The organism is Mesorhizobium sp. J8 (genome assembly GCF_016591715.1).
In the GTDB taxonomy this organism is placed as follows: domain Bacteria; phylum Pseudomonadota; class Alphaproteobacteria; order Rhizobiales; family Rhizobiaceae; genus Mesorhizobium.
Map to the genome: position 1 here is coordinate 3,045,049 of NZ_AP024109.1, position 19,753 is coordinate 3,064,801.

Here is a 19,753-nt window from a genome sequence, read left to right on the forward strand (position 1 = left end):
CCGAATCTGAATGCCCGGGCGACATTACCACTTGCGTCGCGTTTCAATATGTATATACATAATCGCCGTCCAAGCAAATGGAAAAGATGATGGGTGGAGCAAACGGGAAGAGCGGTCCTCGGGTCTGGCGCAATGCGCGCCTGGCGACCATGGCCGATGGCGCGGCCGGTCTCGGGATCGTTGAGAAAGGCGCGGTCGCCGCGCGCGACGGGCTGATCGTTTATGCAGGCCCCGAGGCCGATATGCCGGCTGCGGCAGGGCAGGGCGCCGAGACCGTCGATTGCGCTGGACGCTGGATCACGCCCGGCCTGATCGATTGCCACACGCACCTCGTCTATGCGGGAAACCGCGCCAACGAATTCGAGATGCGTCTGGCCGGCGCCACCTATGAAGAAGTGGCCCGCGCCGGCGGCGGCATCGTCTCCTCGGTCAAATCGCTGCGCGGGGCGAGTGAGGACGAGCTGGTCGCTGAGACGCTGCCGCGCCTCGACGCGCTGATCGCTGAAGGCGTCACCACCGTCGAGGTCAAGTCCGGCTACGGCCTCGATGCCGACAACGAGAAGAAATCGCTGCGCGCCGCTCGCCGCCTGGCCGACGAGCGCCCCGTCACGGTGCGCACGACTTGCCTTGCAGCGCATGCGTTGCCGCCGGAAGCCAAGGGCGACAAGGACGCGTTCATCGATCTCGTCGCTGACACCATCCTTCCGCAGGTCGCCGCCGAAAAGCTCGCCGACGCCGTCGATGGTTTTTGCGAAGGCATAGCCTTTTCGCCCGAACAGATGGCGCGCGTCTTCGACAAGGCCAAGGCGCTCGGCCTGCCGGTGAAACTCCACGCCGACCAGCTTTCCAACCTGCATGGCGCGGCACTTGCGGCTCGCTATGGCGCGCTGTCGGCTGATCATCTCGAATACACCGATGAGGAGGGCGCCGCCGGGATGGCGAAGGCCGGCACCGTGGCGACCATCCTGCCCGGAGCCTACTATTTCATCCGCGAGACGAAGAAGCCGCCAGTCGACCTTTTCCGCCGCCACGGCGTGAAGATGGCTGTCGCCACCGACAGCAATCCCGGCACCTCGCCGCTCACCTCGCTGCTGCTCACCATGAACATGGCCGCGACGCTGTTCGGCATGACTGTCGACGAATGCCTGGCCGGCGTCACCCGCGAGGCCGCACGCGCGTTGGGCTTGCTGGAAAAGACCGGCACGTTGGAACCCGGCAAATCGGCCGATCTCGCCATCTGGGACGTCGAGCGCCCGGCCGAACTCGTCTACCGCATGGGCTTTAACCCGCTCCATGCCCGTATCTGGAGAGGACAATGACCGAACTGACCCTGAAGCCTGGCAGCGCGACGCTTGCCGACTGGCGCGCCATCTATCGCGGCGCGGTGCCGAAGCTGGATGCGGCCTGCCGGCCGAAGATCCGGGACAGCGCCGAGGCGGTTGCCCGCATACTCGCCAAGGGCGAGCCGGTCTATGGCATCAACACCGGTTTCGGCAAGCTGGCCAGCGTTCGCATTCCAGAGAGCGATCTCGAAACGCTGCAGCGCAACATCGTTTTGTCGCATGCCGCCGGCGTCGGCGAGCCGATGCCGGTGGCCGTGGTGCGGCTGATGATGGCGCTGAAGCTTGCCAGCCTTGCCCAGGGTGCTTCCGGCGTGCGGTCAGAGACGATCGATTTGCTGCAGGGGATGCTTGCCAACGATGTCATCCCCGTCGTGCCGGCGCAGGGCTCGGTCGGCGCTTCCGGCGACCTCGCGCCGCTCTCGCACATGACCGCCGTCATGATCGGCGTCGGCGAATGCTTTACGCCGCATGGGCGCTTTCCGGCCAAGGTTGCCTTCGTCTCGCATGGGCTGGAGCCGGTGACGCTCGGCGCGAAGGAGGGGCTGGCGCTGCTCAACGGCACGCAGTTCTCGACGGCGTTCGCGCTCGCCGGCCTGTTCGAGGCCGAGACGCTCTACCAGTCGGCGCTGGTCGCCGGCGCGCTGTCGACCGACGCGGCGAAGGGCTCTGACGCGCCCTTCGACCCGCGCATCCATCTGTTGAGGAAACACCGCGGTCAGATCGAGACGGCGGATGCGTTGCGCAACCTGATGGCCGGCAGCGCCATCCGTGAATCGCACCGCGTCGGCGACGAGCGCGTGCAGGATCCATACTGCCTGCGCTGCCAGCCGCAGGTGATGGGCGCCGTGCTCGATGTGCTGCGCAAGGCCGCCGACACGCTTGAGACCGAGGCCAATGGCGTTACCGACAATCCGCTGATCTTCGCCGAGGACGACACCGCCCTTTCGGGCGGCAATTTCCATGCCGAGCCGGTCGCCTTCGCCGCCGACATGATCGCGCTCGCCGTCTGCGAGATCGGCTCGCTGTCGGAGCGGCGCATCGCCATGCTGGTCGACCCGGCGCTCTCCGGCATGCCGGCCTTCCTGACCCCGAAGCCGGGGCTCAACTCCGGCTTCATGATCCCGCAGGTGACGGCGGCTGCGCTCGTTTCGGAAAACAAGCAGAAGGCCTATCCGGCGAGTGTCGATTCAATCCCGACCTCGGCCAACCAGGAAGACCATGTCTCCATGGCCGCGCACGGCGCGCGCCGCCTGCTCGGCATGATCGAGAATGCGACCGCCGTCATCGGCATCGAACTGCTGGCCGCGGCCCAGGGCTGCGATTTCCATGCACCGCTCGCTTCGAGCGAACCGCTGGAGGCGGTGCGCAAGCTGGTCCGGACCGAAGTCCCGCATCTCGACAATGACCGCCATTTCCACCCCGACATGGAAAAGGCGATTGCCATGGTACGCAGCGGTGCCGCGGTGAAGGCGGCGGGCGCGGTGGCGTTGCCGTCGATTGCGGGAGCGGCATGATGGCAACGCCCTCCTGGCTCACAGTCACCCAAGGCACCGCGCCGCTGCTGGTCTCGATCCCGCACACCGGCATCGACCTCGCCGGGCTCGACTCGCGCCTGGTCTCGACCTGGCTCGGCCGCCGCGACTGCGACTGGTGGATCGACAAGCTCTATGATTTTGCCGCCGACCTCGGCGCGACCGTCGTCCACACCGCCATTTCGCGCACCGTCATCGACGTCAACCGCGATCCGTCCGGCGTCTCGCTCTATCCGGGCCAGGCCACGACGACGCTTTGCCCGACGGACACTTTCGACGGCGATCCGCTCTACAATATGGGTGACGAACCGACGCCATCAGAGATCGATGAGCGCCGCGAGACCTATTTCGTGCCTTACCACGCCGCTCTTCAGGCCGAGATCGACCGGCTGCGCGGCATGCACGAAAACATCGTCCTCTACGACTGCCACTCGATCCGCTCGGTGCTGCCGCGGCTGTTCGAAGGCACGCTGCCGGTCTTCAACCTCGGCACCAATGACGGCAAGAGCACCGCTCCGTCGCTGCAGGAAAGGGTGGCGGAGATGCTCGCCGCGAACGGCGAGAGCTGGGTGGTCAACGGCCGCTTCAAGGGCGGCTGGATCACCAGAAGCTTCGGCAAGCCCGGGAACGGCGTCCATGCGCTGCAGATGGAGCTCGCAAATCGCGGCTACATGCGAGAGCCGGACAAGAAGGGTTCGCCGGAAAACTGGCCCATACCCTACGACCCCAGCTACGCCGCGCCGATCCGCGCCACGCTGAAAACGATCCTCGAAGCCGCCATTGACTGGGCCGGGCGCTAAAGCGCCGCCTTACTCGAAAGGGACAATGATGACCGATCCTCGCCATAACATCCGTGAAGTGCGCGCGCCGCGCGGCGATAAGCTCAATGCCCGCTATTGGACGACCGAGGCGCCGCTGCGCATGCTGATGAACAATCTCGACCCGGAGGTCGCCGAGAACCCCAATGAACTGGTCGTCTATGGCGGCATCGGCCGGGCGGCGCGCACCTGGAACGACTTCGACCGCATCGTCGCGTCGCTGAAGACGCTGGGCGAGGACGAGACGCTGCTGGTCCAGTCGGGCAAGCCGGTCGGTGTCTTCAAGACCCATTCCAATGCCCCGCGCGTGCTCATCGCCAACTCCAACATCGTGCCGCATTGGGCGACCTGGGAGAAGTTCAACGAGCTCGATAGGAAGGGCCTGATGATGTACGGCCAGATGACGGCCGGTTCCTGGATCTATATCGGCACGCAAGGCATCGTCCAGGGCACCTACGAGACCTTCGTCGAGGCCGGCCGCCAGCACTACAACGGCAATCTCAAGGGCAAGTGGATCCTGACCGGCGGTCTCGGCGGCATGGGCGGCGCCCAGCCGCTGGCCGCGGTCATGGCAGGCGCGTCCTGTCTGGCGATCGAATGCAATCCGGATTCGATCGATTTTCGCCTGCGCACCCGCTATCTCGACGAGAAGGCCGAAACGCTCGACGAGGCGATGGAGATGATCGATCGCTGGACCAAGGCCGGGGAGGCGAAGTCGGTCGGCCTGCTCGGCAACGCCGCCGAGATCGTGCCGGAAATGTTCAAGCGCGGCATCCGCCCCGACATCCTCACCGACCAGACCTCCGCGCACGATCCGATCAACGGCTATCTGCCGAAGGGCTGGACGATGGCCGAATGGCGCGAGAAGCGCACGTCGGATCCGAAAGCGGTCGAGAAGGCGGCGCGCGCATCGATGCGCGAGCATGTCGAGGCGATGGTGGCGTTCTGGAACGCCGGCGTGCCGACGCTCGACTACGGCAACAACATCCGCCAGGTCGCCAAGGACGAAGGTTTCGAGAACGCCTTCGCTTTCCCGGGCTTCGTGCCGGCCTATATCCGGCCGCTGTTCTGCCGCGGCATCGGTCCGTTCCGCTGGGCGGCGCTCTCGGGCGATCCGGAGGACATCTACAAGACCGACGCCAAGGTGCGCGAGCTGACTCCCGGCAACACGCATCTGCACAACTGGCTCGACATGGCGCGCAAGCGCATCTCCTTTCAAGGGCTGCCGGCGCGTATCTGCTGGGGTGGCCTCGGCGACCGCCACCGGCTCGGCCTCGCCTTCAACGAGATGGTGGCCAAGGGCGAGCTCAAGGCGCCGGTCGTCATCGGCCGCGACCACCTCGATTCCGGCTCGGTCGCTTCGCCGAACCGCGAGACCGAGGCGATGAAGGACGGCTCCGACGCGATTTCCGACTGGCCGCTGCTCAACGCGCTGCTCAACACCGCGTCCGGCGCCACCTGGGTGTCGCTCCATCATGGCGGCGGCGTCGGCATGGGGTTCTCGCAGCATGCCGGCATGGTGATCGTCGCCGACGGCACGCCCGAGGCGGCAAAACGCCTGGAGCGCGTGCTGTGGAACGACCCGGCGACCGGCGTCATGCGCCATGCCGATGCCGGCTACGACATCGCCATTGCGTGCGCCAAGGAACACCAGCTCAACCTGCCGGGCATCCTAGGTTAAAACAATGCGCATCCTTCGTGCCGCCGGCTACCGCGTCATGCCATGGAAGAATGGCGGCGGCACGACCACCGAAATCGCGGTTTCGCCCGACGGCGCCGGGCTCGACGATTTCGACTGGCGCGTCTCGATGGCCAGCGTCGAGACCAGCGGGCCGTTCTCGAGCTTCGCCGGCATCGACCGCACGCTGTCGGTGCTGGAAGGCGGTGGCGTCATTCTCGACATTGCCGGCCAGCCTCCGGCGCGGCTGACGACGGCTTCGGCGCCGCTCGCCTTTCCGGGCGACGTGCCGACCAGCGCTGCGCTGATCGGGGGTCCGATCACCGATCTCAACGTGATGACCCGCCGTGGCCGCATGGCCCATGAGGTCGAGCGCCGGCCTTTTTCCGGCGAGATTCGCATCGCGCCGCGCGCCGACACCACGCTCGTTCTTGCCGTCGGCACCGGCGCCACGCTCTTCACGGACGACGGGTCTAACCTCGGACCGCTCGATACGCTGATCCTCGACCGCGGCAGCCCGGAATTGCGGCTTCAGTTCAAGGGGGAGGGCCTGCTTTTCGTGATCGGACTCCATCGCCTCGCCGCCAACCGTTAACGGCTGTTGCCAAACATGATCGCGGGGCGGGCGAATTATCGCCCGGCCCCTTGCATGTATCACGAAAAAGCCTGAATCCTTGCCCTCATCCAACCCGGGGCGGAGAGCGAGGGGCGTTCGCCCACGAGCTGTCGAAAGGGCACGCCCCTGTCGTGGTGCGCAAAACAAACTTTCGGCCGATCAGCCATGCAACCAATTGCAATTGAACCGGTTTTAGGGCCATTGCCGTGGCGGTGACGCCGCATTGCGCTCCCGCTTACGGAATTTTCAATGAACATTCAGACGAACCCAAACAAGATCGAACAGACCAGCGCCGGCTTCCCGGCGGTGACGGAAGCGCCGATACGCTCCAATTTCCTGCCTGAGGACCGGCTGCGCGCCTTGGGCGTTGCGCTCGCCAAGGGCGAGGTCAAGGAGTTGTTCGGCCTCGCCCCGTTCGAGTTCCAGGCCCGCATCCGCGACAGCGCCAAGAAGATCCTCGAAGTCTACCGCTCGACCAATGCCGCCCAGGCCAAGGGCGAGACCATCACGCCGGCCGCGCAATGGCTGCTCGACAACAATTACCTGGTCGAGGAGACGATATTCCAGGTCAAGCGCGATCTGCCGCGCCGCTTCTATCGCCAGTTGCCGACGCTGACACTCGGCGACGGCACGGTGCTGCCGCGCGCCTTCGTTGTTGCCTGGAGCTATGTCGAGCATTCCGACAGCTCGGTCTCGGCCACTATGTTCAAGGCGATCGTCGAGGGCTTCCAGTCGGTCGAGCCGATGAAGATCGGCGAGCTCTGGGCGCTGCCGTCGCTGCTGCGCTTCGTGCTGATCGAGAATCTGCGCCGCATCGCCGTGCGCGTCGAGCGTACCAGGCAGATGCGCCATATCGCCAACGAGGTCGCCGACCGGGTTCTGGCGACCGACGACAACGCCGACCGAACCAGGATCCTGTCCAATTACAGCGCGCATGCGCAGGACACCACTTTCGCCACCCAACTGCTCTACCGCCTGCGCGACGGCTCGCAGAACGCGGGCCGCGCGCTGGAATGGCTGGAAAGCGAGCTCGAAAAGACCGGCTCCGACGCCGAGGAGATCATCATCTCCGAGCACCAGACGCTGTCCTCGGGCAACGTCACCACCGGCAACATCATCCGCGGCCTGCGCCTCATCAATGACGTCGACTGGACCGTCTGGTTCGAAGGTGTCAGCCGCATCGACACACTCCTGCGCGAGAAGACCGATTTCGCCGACCTCGATTTCTTCTCGCGCGACCAGTATCGTACCGCGATCGAGCAACTGGCGCGCCGCTCCGATCTCTCCGAATACCGCGTCGCCGAAAAGGCGATCGAACTGGCCGGTCATACGCCCGGGCTCACCGATGCGTCCGGCGTGCCGGAAACGGCGGACCCCGCCGTGCACACCGATGTCGGCTTCTTCCTGGTCGGCCCGCGCCGGCAGGAGCTGGAAAAGGCGATCGGCTACCGGCCGCCTTTCTATGTGACGTTCAAGCGCGGCTTTGCCAGCGCCGGCTGGCTGGGCATCGTCGTGCCGGTCTTCCTGTTGACCGTGCTGCTGCTGGTGCTTTCGGGCAGGGCGCTCGCCAATCTCGGCCTGTCGGTCGAATCGATCACGCTGATGCTGGCGCTGTTCGCCGTGCCGGCCAGCGAGGGCGCGCTCGCCTTCTTCAACACCGTGGTGGCGCTGTTCCTCAAGCCGACCCGACTTGTCGGCTACGACTACAACAAGCACGGCATCCCGGTGGAAGCGCGCACGCTGGTCGTCGTGCCCTCGCTGATCGGCTCGCGCGACGACGTCGAGGAAAACATCCGCAACATCGAGGTGCACCATCTCGCCAACACGGCGCAGGAGATCCATTTCGCCCTGTTGTCCGACTGGCCGGATTCCAAGGCCGAGATCGACGCCGCCGACATCGAGATCCTGCAATATGCCCGCGACGAGATCGCCAGGCTCAACGCCCGCTATCCGTCGGAGGGCTCGCCGCGCTTCTATCTCCTGCACCGGCGCCGGCTCTACAACCAGGCGCAGGGCTGCTGGATGGGCTGGGAGCGCAAGCGCGGCAAGCTGCATGAGCTGAACCTTCTCCTGCGCGGCGACAGCGACACCACCTTCCTGCCGCTCGACGTGCCGCTGCCGGAAAAGGTCGTCTATGTGATGACGCTCGACGCCGACACGCGCACCACGCGCGACGCGGTTTCGAGCCTGGTCGGCAAGCTCGCCCATCCGCTCAACCGCCCGCATTTCGATCCGGTGAAGCGTGTCGTCACCGCCGGCTATACCATCCTGCAGCCGCGCATCACCGCTTCGCTCACCAGCGGCGACGATGCCTCCTTCTTCCAGCGCGTCTTCTCGGCCAATCGCGGCCTCGACCCCTATGTGTTCGCCGTCTCCGACGTCTACCAGGACGTCTTCGGCGACGGGTCCTTCACGGGCAAGGGCCTCTACCATATCGACGCCTTCGAGGCGGCGCTGAAGAACCGCATCGACGAAAACACCATCCTCAGCCACGACCTGCTCGAAGGTGCGCTCGCGCGCGCCGCACTGGTCACCGACGTCGAGCTGGTCGAGGACTATCCGACCCGCTACTCGGTCGACGCCTCGCGCCACCATCGCTGGGCGCGCGGCGACTGGCAGCTGCTCGGCTATATTTTCGACCCGCGCTCCGGGGTGCCTGCGCTGTCGCGCTGGAAGATGGTCGACAATCTGCGCCGCTCGGTCACTCCGATCTTTTGGGTCATGGCCTGCGTCGCCGGCTGGACGCTGCTGCCCTTTACTCAGGCCGCGCAGTGGCAGGCGCTTCTGATCCTCAGCCTGTTCATGGCGCCGACCTTCGACATCGTGAACGGCATCCTGCCCAAGAGCGGCGACCAGACGCCGCGCGGCCATTTCTCCGCTTTGGCCCGCGATACCGTGTTCGGCACCGCGCTGGTGGCGCTGAAGGTGCTTCTGATGGCGCATCTCGCCTGGATGATGGGCGATGCCATCATCCGCACCATATACCGCCTCTTCGTCAGCCGTCAGAACCTGCTCGAATGGCGCACCGCTTCGCAGGCGGCCAAGGGCGGGAACGATCTCGGCGCCTATTACGGCATGATGTATGGCGCGGTGATCGTCGGCGTCGTCGGCCTCGCCATTCCGGTGCTCGCCGATTCCACGGGCGCTTTCGTTGCCTTCTTCTTCGCCATCTTCTGGATCGCTTCGCCCGCCGTCGCCTGCTGGATCAGCCGCTCGGCCGAGACTGAGGACAGGCTGCGCATCTCGACCGCCGACGTCCACGCGCTGCGCACTTACGCGCGCCGCACCTGGCACTATTTCGAGACCTTCGTCACGCCCGAGCAGCATCACCTGCCGCCGGACAATTTCCAGGAGAGCCCGGCGCCGGTGGTGGCGCCGCGCACGTCGCCGACCAATATCGGCGTCTATCTGTTGTCGGTCGTGTCGGCGCGCGATTTCGGCTGGATCAGCCTGTCGGACGCCATCACCCGCATCGACGCCACGATGACGACGATCGAGAACATGCCGCGCGAACGCGGCCATCTCTACAACTGGTACGACACGACGACGCTGAAGCCGCTTTATCCGCTCTACATCTCCGCGGTCGACAGCGGCAATCTCGCCGGACATCTGGTCGCGGTGGCCGCCTCCTGCGCCGAGTGGGCCGAAGCGCCTTCCGTGCACCTGCAGGGCGATTTCGAAGGCATCATCGACACCGTCACCATCCTCGACGAGAGCCTGGACGAGCTGCCGGACGACCGACGGCAGCTGCGGCCGCTCCGCCAGCGCCTGGCCGACCGTCTCGACGGCATGCGCCGCGCGGTTGCGACCATCAAGGCGCAGCCGGAGATGGCATCGATCCGCACCATCAACCTTGCGGTGCTTGCTGGCGAGATCCGCAAGCTCGCCACCGCCATCCACACCGAGGCGGCCTCGCCGAAAAGCGACGTCATCGCTGACTGGGCGGCGAGACTCGAGGCGACCTGCGAGGCGCATGTGCACGATTCGCACAATGACGAGAGCGCCGTCGCCGCATTGCGCGCCAAGCTGCTCGCCCTGCGCGAGCGCTGCCGCCGCTATGCCTTCGAGATGGATTTCTCCTTCCTGATGCGCCAGGAGCGCAAGCTGCTCTCGATCGGCTACCGGGTCGAGGACCGCCAGCTCGACGAGAGCTGCTATGACCTTCTCGCCTCCGAGGCGCGGCTCACCAGCCTGTTCGCCATCGCCAAGGGCGACCTGCCGACCGAGCACTGGTTCCGCTTGGGACGGCCGATTGTCGAGATCGGCTTCCAAGGTGCGCTGATGTCGTGGTCGGGCTCGATGTTCGAGTATCTGATGCCGCCGCTGGTGATGAAGGAGCCGCAGGGCTCGATCCTCAATCAGACCAGCAAGCTCATCATCAAGCGCCAGATCCAGTATGCGCGCTCGAAGAACGTGCCCTGGGGCATTTCCGAATCGGCCTACAACGCCCGCGACCGCGAGCTCACCTACCAGTACACCAATTTCGGCGTGCCCGGCCTCGGCCTGAAGCGCGGTCTCGGCCAGAACACCGTGATCGCGCCCTACGCCACGATCCTGGCAGCGCAGTTCTATCCGCGCGAGGCGGTGCAGAACCTGAAGCGCCTGCGCTCCATCGGCGCGCTTGGCCGGCATGGCTTCCACGATGCGGTCGACTTCACGCCGCAGCGCGTTCCGGAGGGCACGGACCACGCCGTGGTGCTGAACTACATGGCGCACCATTCCGGCATGTCGATCGCCGCTGTCGCCGACGCCATTTTCGAGGGCCGGCTGCGCGAGCGTTTCCACAGCGACCCGGTGATCGAGTCGGCCGAGCTTCTTTTGCAGGAGAAGGCGCCGCGCGACATTCCGACCGCAACCGTCAGGACGGAAGCCGACGAGCGGTCCAAGGACGAGACCGAGGCCGAGAGCCCGGACAGCCGTGTCATCCTCGACCCGATCAAGGCGCTGCGGGCGACCAATGTCATGTCCAACGGCCGCTATTCTGTCATGGTCACCGCGACCGGCTCCGGCTACAGCCGCTTCGGCGAGCTTGCCGTCACCCGCTGGCAGCCGGATCCGAGCGAGGACCGCCTCGGCTCCTACATCTTCCTGCGCGACACCGCCACCGGCGACTGGTGGTCGGCCACCGCCGAGCCGAAGCGCGCCGAGGGCGAGCGCGTCCAGACGCTGTTCGGCGACGACAAGGCGAGCTTCACCAAGTCGGTCGGCTCGCTGCGTTCCGAGGTCGAATGCATCGTCATTTCCGAGGGCAATGGCGAAGGCCGTCGCATCACGCTTTATAATGACGGCCCGACCGACCGACATATCGAGGTGACGTCCTTCGCCGAGCTGGTGCTCGGCAACGAGGCCTCGGACAATGCGCATCCGGCCTTCTCCAAGATGTTCGTCGAGACCGAGATCGCACCGAACAACGGCGCGATCTTCGCCACGCGACGTAAGCGCGACAAGAACGACCCCGACCTAACCATGGTGCATTTCGTCACCGACCCGTCGGGCCCGTCGCGCGATGCCGAGGCCGAGACCGACCGGCGCGCTTTCATCGGCCGCGGCCGCACCATCGCCGATGCCGTCGCCTTCGACCCCGGCGTCAGGCTCTCCGGCAGCCAGGGCTTCACGCTGGATCCGGTGGCCGCGCTGCGCCGCCAGGTCCGCGTGCCGGCCAACAAGAAGATCTCGCTGACCTTCTGGACCGCCGTCGGCGCCAATCGCTCGGAGCTCGACGAGGCGATCGCCCGCCTCGACCACCAGGAGAGCTTCGCCCGCCAGGCCATGCTTGCCTGGACGCGCAGCCAGGTGCAGACACGTCATCTGGGGCTCAGCCTCACCGACGCCGCCAATGTGCAGAAGCTTGCACGCTACTTGATCTATCCCGATCCGTTCTTGCGCCTGCCGGCCGAATCCATCGCGTCTGGCCTCGGCCGCCAGTCGAGCCTGTGGCCGACCAGCATCTCCGGCGATTTTCCGATCTTCCTCGTGCGCATCGGCGACGTCGCCGATCTCGAGATCGTCGCCCAGGCGCTGCGCTTCCAGGAATATATGCGGGCGCGGGGCATGATGATCGACTTCGTCGTCGTCAACGAGCAGGCCTCGTCCTATGTGCAGGACCTGCAGCGCGCCGTGGAGACGCTGTGCGAGAACAGCCGCCTGCGCGGCCGCGAGCTCGGGCCTCGCCAGCACATCTTCGCGGTGCGCCGCGACCTGATGGACGAGCCGACCTACAAGACCTTGCTGTCGGTCGCGCGCGTCGTCTTGCATACCCGCAACGGCACGATCTTCGACCAGCTCGAGCGTGCGGAGACCGCGGCCCTCCAGGCCCGCGATGCCTTGCTGCAGGCGGAGGGCGGTTCGCCGCGCGAACCTGCTCCGCCGCTGCCCTTGCCGGTACCGGCAAGCCAGGGTGGAGACGATATCGCCGCCGATGGCAGCGGTCTCAGCCTGTGGAACGGCTTTGGCGGCTTCGACGGCGACGGTCGCCACTATGTGACGCGGTTGACCGGACGGCGTGTGACGCCGCAGCCTTGGATCAACGTCATCTCGAATGCTTCCTTCGGCTTCCACGTTTCGGCCGAAGGGGCCGGCTTCACCTGGAGCCGCAACAGCCGCGACTACCAGCTGACGCCGTGGTCGAACGATCCGGTGTCGAACCGGCCGGGCGAGGGCTTCTATATCTACGACCAGGTGAGCGGTAAGGCGTTCTCGCCCATGGCGGCAGTGGTGCGTGATCCGTCGATGACCTACGAGACCTGGCACGGGCAGGGGTTCTCCACCTTCCGCTCGAAGCGCGGGCCGCTGTCGATGGACCTGACGCAGGTGGTCGATCCGACCGATCCGGTGAAGATCACGCGGTTGCGCATTCAGAATGCCGGTCCGGCGCCGGCGCGGCTGCGCATTTACGCCTATGCCGAGTGGGTGCTGGGCGGCCATCGCTCGCGCACCGCGGCGACCATCGTGCCCTCCCGGGACGCAGCGACCGGCGCCATGCTGGCGCAAAACCCGTATGGGCTCGACTTCGGCGAGCGCGTCGCCTTCCTGGCGGCCAGCCATCCCGTCCATTCGGTGACCGCCGACCGTGGCGAGTTCATCGGCAGGCACGGCACGACCGAATATCCGCAGGCCGTGCTTGGCGGGCTTGCGCTTTCCGGCCGTATCGAGGCGGGTGACGATCCTTGCGCGGTTCTCGCCAGCGACATCGACATTCCTGCCGGTGGCGATGTCACGCTGCTCTGGCTGCTCGGCGACGCGGCCACGCCCGCCGAGGCAAGCGCGCTGGTGCAGGCTCATCGCGGCAAGGATTTCGACCAGCGCCTGGCCGACAACGAAAAGACCTGGCGCCGTTTCCTCGACACCATCCAGGTCGAGACGCCGGACGAGGCGATGAACGCCATGGTCAACCACTGGCTGCCTTACCAGAGCCTCGCCTGCCGCATCCGCGCGCGCTCGGCCTTCTACCAGGCGAGCGGCGCCTTCGGCTTCCGCGACCAGTTGCAGGACACGCTCGCCCTCCTGGCGCACGACCCGAAGCTGGCGCGCGATCAGATCCTCAATGCCGCGCGCCGGCAGTTCCCGGAAGGCGACGTGCAGCACTGGTGGCTGCCGCGCACCGATGCCGGGGTGCGCACCATGATCTCGGACGACGTCGTCTGGCTGGCGCACGCGACGGCCCGCTACATCGAGGTGACGGGCGATGCCGGCATCCTCAAGGAGCAATTGCCCTTTATCGACGGGCAGGAGCTCGGCGAGGGCGAGCATGACGCCTTCTTCACGCCGGAGATCACCAAGAACACCGCGCCTCTCTACGATCATTGCGCGCGGGCGCTCGATCTCGCGATCAAGCGCAGCAGCCCCGCCGGGCTGCCGCTCATCCTCGGCGGCGACTGGAACGACGGCATGAACCGTGTCGGCGAGGGCGGCAAGGGCGAGAGCGTGTGGCTGGGCTGGTTCCTCCTGAAGACGCTCACCGACTTCGCGCCGGTCGCCAAGGGGCAGGGCGACACCAAGCGTGCCCAGGCCTGGGCGAAGCACGCCGACGCTCTGAAGCGTGCCCTGGAAAGCACCGCTTGGGACGGCCAGTGGTACCGGCGCGGCAGCTTCGACGACGGCACGCCGCTCGGCTCGCACAATTCGGACGAGTGCAAGATCGACTCGATCGCCCAGTCCTGGAGCGTGCTGTCGGGCGAGGGCGATCCGGCGCGCTCGACCACGGCCATGGAACAGGCGACCAAGATGCTGGTCGACGACGAGCTCAAGATCGTCAAGCTGTTCACGCCGCCCTTCTCCAAGAGCGAGAAGGATCCCGGCTATATCAAGAGCTATCCGCCGGGCGTGCGCGAAAATGGCGGCCAGTACACCCATGCCGCCACCTGGTTCGTGATCGCCCTGGCCGAGATGGGCCGCACCGACGAGGCCTATCGCTGCTTCTCGATGCTGAACCCGGTCAATCACGCCTCGGACGAGGCGGCGGCCGAGCACTACCGAGTCGAGCCCTATGTGGTGGCCGCCGACATCTATGCCGGCGAAGGCAAGGGCGGCCGCGGCGGCTGGACCTGGTACACAGGCTCGGCCGGCTGGCTTTACCGGGCCGCGGTGGAAGGCATCCTCGGCATCGAGCGTCGCGGAAAGGAGATCACGTTTAGGCCGAAGCTGCCCGGGCACTGGGACGGCTACGCCGCGACGCTCAAGATGTTCGACAGCGAGATCAAGGTTCGCGTCATCCGCGACAAAAAGACCAAGTCGATCTCGCTAGAAGTCGATGGTTCGAAGAAAAAATCAGCCTCTTTCGAGCCGGCAGCCGGCGGCAAGACCGAAGTCGTCGTCAGGATACCTGCGTAAAATCAAAGGCTTGTCTTGTCGGCCGTGCGTCCTTCGGGATGCGCGGCCGATCGCTGTTTTTTACTTGGCAAGGCCCCTGCGCCCGGTCATGTGCCTTCCTTTAGGGCAGGCTAAGCAAGCGGCTTGTGATTAAAAATGTGGCAGCGGGAGCCAAGTGCCATTATTTTGCCGTAAGCCTGACATTTCACCTTTTATCTCAAACCGTTAGGTGATCACGTCAGATTTCGTACCGTCGTCATCTTTTGTTCGCTAAATGGGAACGGAAGGGATAGACGACGCATTGTTTCGCGACACGTTAACCGATACGTGTCAAAAAATGGTGCGGTGCACAATTCGGGCATTGAGCACAGACAAGAGTTTGGCGGAGTAGCTGAAGTGTCACTTCTGCAGATCTACTTTAGAGCGCTGGGTTATCTGGCGGCCGACAAGAAGCGCGTCGCGCTGATTTGCGGCGCCAACGTCGCGCTCGCGGCGATCGCGATCCTCGAGCCGATCCTGCTGGGCAGGGTGATCGGTGCCATCTCCGAAAAAGGCGCGGTGTTTTCGACGCTCGCCGTCTGGGCCGCCATCGGTGTCTTCAATGTCATAGCCTTCGTGCTGGTGGCGCGCGGCGCCGACCGCTTCGCCCATGCCCGCCGCTCGGAAGTTCTGTGCCAGTCCTTCGAACGGGTCATCACCATGCCGCTTGCCTGGCACCACCAGCGCGGCACGTCCAATTCGTTGCACACGCTGCTGCGCGCCGTCGAGACGCTGTTCAGCCTCTGGCTCGAATTCATGCGTGTGCATCTCTCGACGGCCATCGCGCTGGTGCTGCTGGTTCCGACCGCCCTGTCCATGGACATCCGCATGTCCGTGGTACTGCTTGGCTTGGGCATCCTTTACGTCGGTATCGGCCGCATCGTCATGCGCCGCACCAAGTCGGGGCAGACCGCCGTCGAGCGCCACTACCACACTGTCTTCGCGCATGTCTCCGACAGCGTCAGCAATGTCGCCGTCTTGCAGAGCTACAACCGCATCGCCCACGAGACCGCGACGCTGAAGCGCTATGTGAAGGACCTGCTCGACGCGCAGAACCCGGTGCTCGATTGGTGGGCGATCGCCAACGCGCTGAACCGCCTGTCGTCGACCATCTCGATGATGATCGTGCTGTCCATCGGCGCGTATCTGGTCACCCTTGGCCAGCTCCGCGTCGGCGATGTCGTCGCCTTCACCGGCTTTGCCGGGATGCTGATCGCCCGTCTCGACCAGATGTCGGCTTTCACCACCCAGATCTCCGAGGCCCGCGCCAAGCTGGAGGACTTCTATCGTCTCGAGGACTCGGCGGCCGAGACCATCGAGCCGGATGGCCTGCGCGAGCTGACCAACGTCACCGGCCATGTCCGCTTCGAGAACGTTAGCTTCGAGTTCGCCAACTCCGGCCACGGCATCGAGGATGTCTCCTTCGAGGTCCAGGCTGGCCAGACGGTCGCCATCGTCGGCCCGACGGGCGCCGGCAAGACGACGCTCATCAACTTGCTACAGCGCGTCTTCACACCGGCCAGCGGCCGCATCCTCATCGACGGCATCGACACCCGCACGGTGACCCGCAAGTCGCTGCGCCACTCGATCGCCACGGTCTTCCAGGACGCCGGCCTGCTCAACCGCTCGATCGAGGACAACATCCGTGTCGGCCGCGCCGATGCGAGCAACGACGAGGTGCACGCCGCCGCCAATGCCGCCGCCGCGCAGGACTTCATCCTGTCGAAGAGCAGCGGCTACGACACCGTCGTCGGCGAGCGTGGCGGCCAGCTCTCGGGCGGCGAGCGCCAGCGTATCGCCATCGCCCGCGCCGTGCTCAAGGATGCGCCGATCCTGGTGCTCGACGAGGCGACCAGCGCGCTCGACGTGGAAACCGAGGATCGGGTCAAGGAAGCGATCGACGAGCTGCGCCGCAACCGCACGACCTTCATCATCGCCCACCGCCTGACCACGGTCCGCGACGCCGACCTCGTCGTCTTCATGGACAAGGGCAGGGTGGTCGAGATGGGCGGCTTCACCGAGCTGTCGCTGCGCAATGGTCGCTTCGCCGCCCTGCTGCGCGCCGGTGGCCTGCTCAACGACGAGGAGGTCCGCCGCCTCAGCCGTCCGGTGACGGAAGCGGCGTAAGCGCCGCTTCTCTCCCCGGTTGGGAATTGCCCCCAAGACACTGCCGGTCTATTTAGGTCGCCATGAGCGACACCACCTCACGCTTTTCCGGCTGGAACGACCTCGCCAACCCGACGCGCTTCGTCGGGCTGGCGGACAAGCTCATTCCGTGGCTGGCGGCTGTCGCGGCGGTCCTGCTCGCCGTCGGCCTCTATATGAGCTTCACCGCGCCGGAGGATTTCCAGCAGGGCATTACGGTGCGCATCATGTATATCCACGTGCCTTTCGCCTGGCTCGCCATGATGTGCTACACGATCATGGCGATCTCTGCGCTCGGCACGCTGGTCTGGCGCCATCCGTTGGCCGATGTCGCGCTGAAAGCGGCGGCCCCGATCGGCGCCACCTTCACGGCGTTGGCGCTGATCACCGGTTCGATCTGGGGCAAGCCGATGTGGGGCACCTGGTGGGTCTGGGACGCGCGGCTGACCTCCGTGTTCGTGCTTTTCCTGATGTATCTGGGCATCATCGCGCTGACCCGCGCGCTGGACGATGCCGGCCGCGCCGCCTGGGCCGCCGCCATCATCACGCTGGTCGGCTTCATCAACATCCCGATCATCAAATTCTCGGTCGACTGGTGGAACACGCTGCATCAGCCAGCGTCGGTCTTCCGCCTCGGCGGCCCGACCATCGACCCCTCCATGCTGTGGCCGCTGGCCGTCATGGCGCTGGGTTTCACGGTGCTTTTCTTCGCGCTGCACCTGATGGCGATGCGCACGGAGATTTTCAGGCGGCGCGTGACCGCGATGCGCAGGGTCGCGGCGCGCCAGGCGGAGCGGGCTTAGCCTTCTCCCTTGTGAGAGCAGGGAAAGGCGCGCCTCACCCCATCTTCCCCCTTGCCGCCACCGGCAGCGTTTCCAGCACCTTGTCGCCGTCGATCAGGTGCACCTGGTCGAACAGGTTCGTCACCACGCAGCAATGGTCGGGCACGACGCGCACGCGCTCGCCGATGCGCAGCTTGGCGTCGTCGCCAAGCGTGACGGTGCCGTGCTCTTCGCTCAATCCGGTGACCCGGGCGCCTGGCACGCCGAGCAGTTCGCCGAACTCCGGCAGGCCGAGCGTATCGGAGGACAGCGCCTTGCTGCCGCTGTCGAGGATGGCGCGGGTCGCTGTCGGGTGGCTGACCACCGTGGCAAGAACGGTTAGCGCGCAGTCGTCCAGCGTGCCGACGCCTTTGGCGACCTGGTAGCGGTCGAGATAGATGTAGGTGCCGGGCCGGTATTCGGTGACGACGCTGTCCTCGCCGGAGCGCCACATGTCCGGCGTGCCGCCGCTGGAGATGCGCTCGCATTCGAGGCCGGCCGCCGCAAGCGCGTCGCGCGCGGCCTTCAGCCAGGCGTCCGCCTCGGCGGCGCGCCCCGCCGCAGGATAGGTCATCAGCCCGCCGAAGGAGAGGCCCTTCGCCTGGTCGATCACCTTCGCCAACGCCAGCGCTTCGTCGTCGCTCTGCACGCCGCAGCGGCCCATGCCGGTGTCGCACTCGACCAGCACCGAAAGCGGATGACCGGCATCGGTGAAGGTGGCGGCAAGGCCCTCCAGCGTCTCATGGCTATCCGCCGTCACAGACAGCGTGACACGCCCATGCAGCGCCTTCAGCCGTTCCAGCTTTGCCCGGCCAAGAATGTTATAGGGGAGAAAGATGTCATCGAGTCCGGCATCGGCCATCACCTCGGCCTCGCCGATCTTCTGGCAGGTGATGCCGACCGCGCCCGCCGCGACCTGCTTCTTCGCCCAGTAAGGCAGCTTGTGCGTCTTGATATGCGGGCGGAGCTTCAACCCGTGGCGGTCGGCATGCGCCTGCGCCTTGTTGATGTTGGCTTCCGCGCGGGCCGCATCGATCAGGATCGCCGGTGTGTCTAGGTCGTCTATGCTTGGCATGGGATCACCGTCCAAAGCATGTCTGCCGATTTCGGCACAAGGACATGCGCTTCAAAAACTGAATGGGTTATGGCCCCGATCCTGGCGGATGTCACGGTCCAGAACCGCCGGTTTGCGTCGACAGCGGACCGGCATTGAGCTATTCGGAGGGGTAGATTTCGAGAGGCAGCGGCCGGAGGAAGGAACCCATGAAGCGCTCCAAGATCAACGACATCATCCGCGAAGCCGACGCCTTCATCCGCTCCTTCGGCTACATCATGCCGCCCTTCGCCTATTGGTCGCCTGAAGAAATGAAGGCGCACAAGGCGGACTCCTCGGCTATCTTCACCTCGCGTCTCGGCTGGGACATCACCGATTACGGCCAGGAGAAGTTCGACGAGCTCGGCCTGTTCCTGTTCACCGTGCGCAACGGCCGCTACGAGGACATGAAGCTCGGCATGGGCATGCTCTATGCCGAAAAGATCATGATCTCGCGCAAGGATCAGCTTTCGCCGATGCACCGCCACAACATCAAGGCCGAGGACATCATCAACCGCGGCGGCGGCAAGCTGGTGCTGGAACTCTTTATGCACGACCGCGACGGCGGCATCGACCCGAAGGCCGAAGTCTCGGTGCCGGTCGACGGCACCATCACCAGATTGCCCGCGGGTGGGCTGCTGAAACTCGATCCGGGCCAGAGCGTGACGCTGATGCCCGGCGTCTGGCACGCCTTCTGGGCCGAGGGTAAGGACGTGCTGATCGGCGAGGTCTCGACCGTCAATGACGACCTCACCGACAACGTCTTCCGCGACCCGATCGGCCGCTTCTCCAACATCGACGAAGATGTCGCGCCGCTGCACCTCTTGGTGTCGGATTACGAGAAGTGGGTGGGGTAGGGC

At 65.6% G+C, this 19,753-nt stretch carries 10 protein-coding genes; 9 read left to right on the forward strand and 1 reads right to left on the reverse strand.

What is annotated here, in order from left to right:
• The first annotated feature begins 89 nt into the window (after positions 1-89).
• From hutI to MJ8_RS14465, 8 genes are all read left to right on the forward strand, one after another.
• Positions 90-1,319, forward strand: coding sequence for an imidazolonepropionase (gene hutI, locus MJ8_RS14430; protein ID WP_201414988.1), 1,230 nt, complete (start codon positions 90-92; stop codon positions 1,317-1,319).
• Complete coding sequence (gene hutH / locus MJ8_RS14435) at positions 1,316-2,857, forward strand: histidine ammonia-lyase (protein ID WP_201414989.1); 1,542 nt, start codon at positions 1,316-1,318, stop codon at positions 2,855-2,857. Before hutI ends, hutH begins: the two co-directional genes overlap by 4 nt.
• Complete coding sequence (gene hutG / locus MJ8_RS14440) at positions 2,857-3,675, forward strand: N-formylglutamate deformylase (protein ID WP_201415433.1); 819 nt, start codon at positions 2,857-2,859, stop codon at positions 3,673-3,675. Before hutH ends, hutG begins: the two co-directional genes overlap by 1 nt.
• A gap of 25 nt (positions 3,676-3,700) precedes the next feature.
• Positions 3,701-5,374 (forward strand): urocanate hydratase, encoded by a 1,674-nt coding sequence (gene hutU / locus MJ8_RS14445; protein ID WP_201414990.1) that lies wholly within the window; start codon positions 3,701-3,703, stop codon positions 5,372-5,374.
• Between the two features lie 4 nt (positions 5,375-5,378).
• Positions 5,379-5,966 carry a HutD family protein gene (locus MJ8_RS14450; protein WP_201414991.1) on the forward strand — a complete coding sequence of 196 codons (588 nt, stop codon included), beginning with the start codon at positions 5,379-5,381 and terminating at the stop codon, positions 5,964-5,966.
• 270 nt (positions 5,967-6,236) lie between these two features.
• Positions 6,237-14,816: a GH36-type glycosyl hydrolase domain-containing protein gene (locus tag MJ8_RS14455; protein WP_201414992.1), complete on the forward strand. Its 8,580-nt coding sequence runs from the start codon at positions 6,237-6,239 to the stop codon at positions 14,814-14,816.
• A 375-nt stretch (positions 14,817-15,191) separates the two neighbouring features.
• The gene (locus MJ8_RS14460; protein WP_201414993.1) at positions 15,192-16,961 is read left to right on the forward strand and encodes a glucan ABC transporter ATP-binding protein/ permease; all 1,770 of its coding nucleotides are present in this window, start codon (positions 15,192-15,194) and stop codon (positions 16,959-16,961) included.
• 62 nt (positions 16,962-17,023) lie between these two features.
• Positions 17,024-17,782 carry a heme ABC transporter permease gene (locus MJ8_RS14465; protein WP_201414994.1) on the forward strand — a complete coding sequence of 253 codons (759 nt, stop codon included), beginning with the start codon at positions 17,024-17,026 and terminating at the stop codon, positions 17,780-17,782.
• 34 nt (positions 17,783-17,816) lie between these two features.
• Here MJ8_RS14465 and MJ8_RS14470 read toward each other — a convergent pair whose 3' ends face one another.
• Complete coding sequence (locus MJ8_RS14470) at positions 17,817-18,875, reverse strand: D-TA family PLP-dependent enzyme (RefSeq protein WP_201414995.1); 1,059 nt, start codon at positions 18,873-18,875, stop codon at positions 17,817-17,819.
• Between the two features lie 188 nt (positions 18,876-19,063).
• Here MJ8_RS14470 and MJ8_RS14475 point away from each other — a divergent pair, with 188 nt between their 5' ends.
• Entirely contained in the window at positions 19,064-19,750 is a 687-nt protein-coding gene (locus tag MJ8_RS14475) for a D-lyxose/D-mannose family sugar isomerase (RefSeq protein WP_201414996.1), read from the forward strand.
• Positions 19,751-19,753: the final 3 nt, after the last annotated feature.

Coding starts and splice junctions, on each gene's coding strand:
- hutI (WP_201414988.1), top strand. CDS start 90: ATGGGTGGAGCAAACGGGAAGAGCGGTCCTCGGGTCTGGCGCAATGCG.
- hutH (WP_201414989.1), top strand. CDS start 1,316: ATGACCGAACTGACCCTGAAGCCTGGCAGCGCGACGCTTGCCGACTGG.
- hutG (WP_201415433.1), top strand. CDS start 2,857: ATGGCAACGCCCTCCTGGCTCACAGTCACCCAAGGCACCGCGCCGCTG.
- hutU (WP_201414990.1), top strand. CDS start 3,701: ATGATGACCGATCCTCGCCATAACATCCGTGAAGTGCGCGCGCCGCGC.
- MJ8_RS14450 (WP_201414991.1), top strand. CDS start 5,379: ATGCGCATCCTTCGTGCCGCCGGCTACCGCGTCATGCCATGGAAGAAT.
- MJ8_RS14455 (WP_201414992.1), top strand. CDS start 6,237: ATGAACATTCAGACGAACCCAAACAAGATCGAACAGACCAGCGCCGGC.
- MJ8_RS14465 (WP_201414994.1), top strand. CDS start 17,024: ATGAGCGACACCACCTCACGCTTTTCCGGCTGGAACGACCTCGCCAAC.
- MJ8_RS14470 (WP_201414995.1), bottom strand. CDS start 18,875: ATGCCAAGCATAGACGACCTAGACACACCGGCGATCCTGATCGATGCG.
- MJ8_RS14475 (WP_201414996.1), top strand. CDS start 19,064: ATGAAGCGCTCCAAGATCAACGACATCATCCGCGAAGCCGACGCCTTC.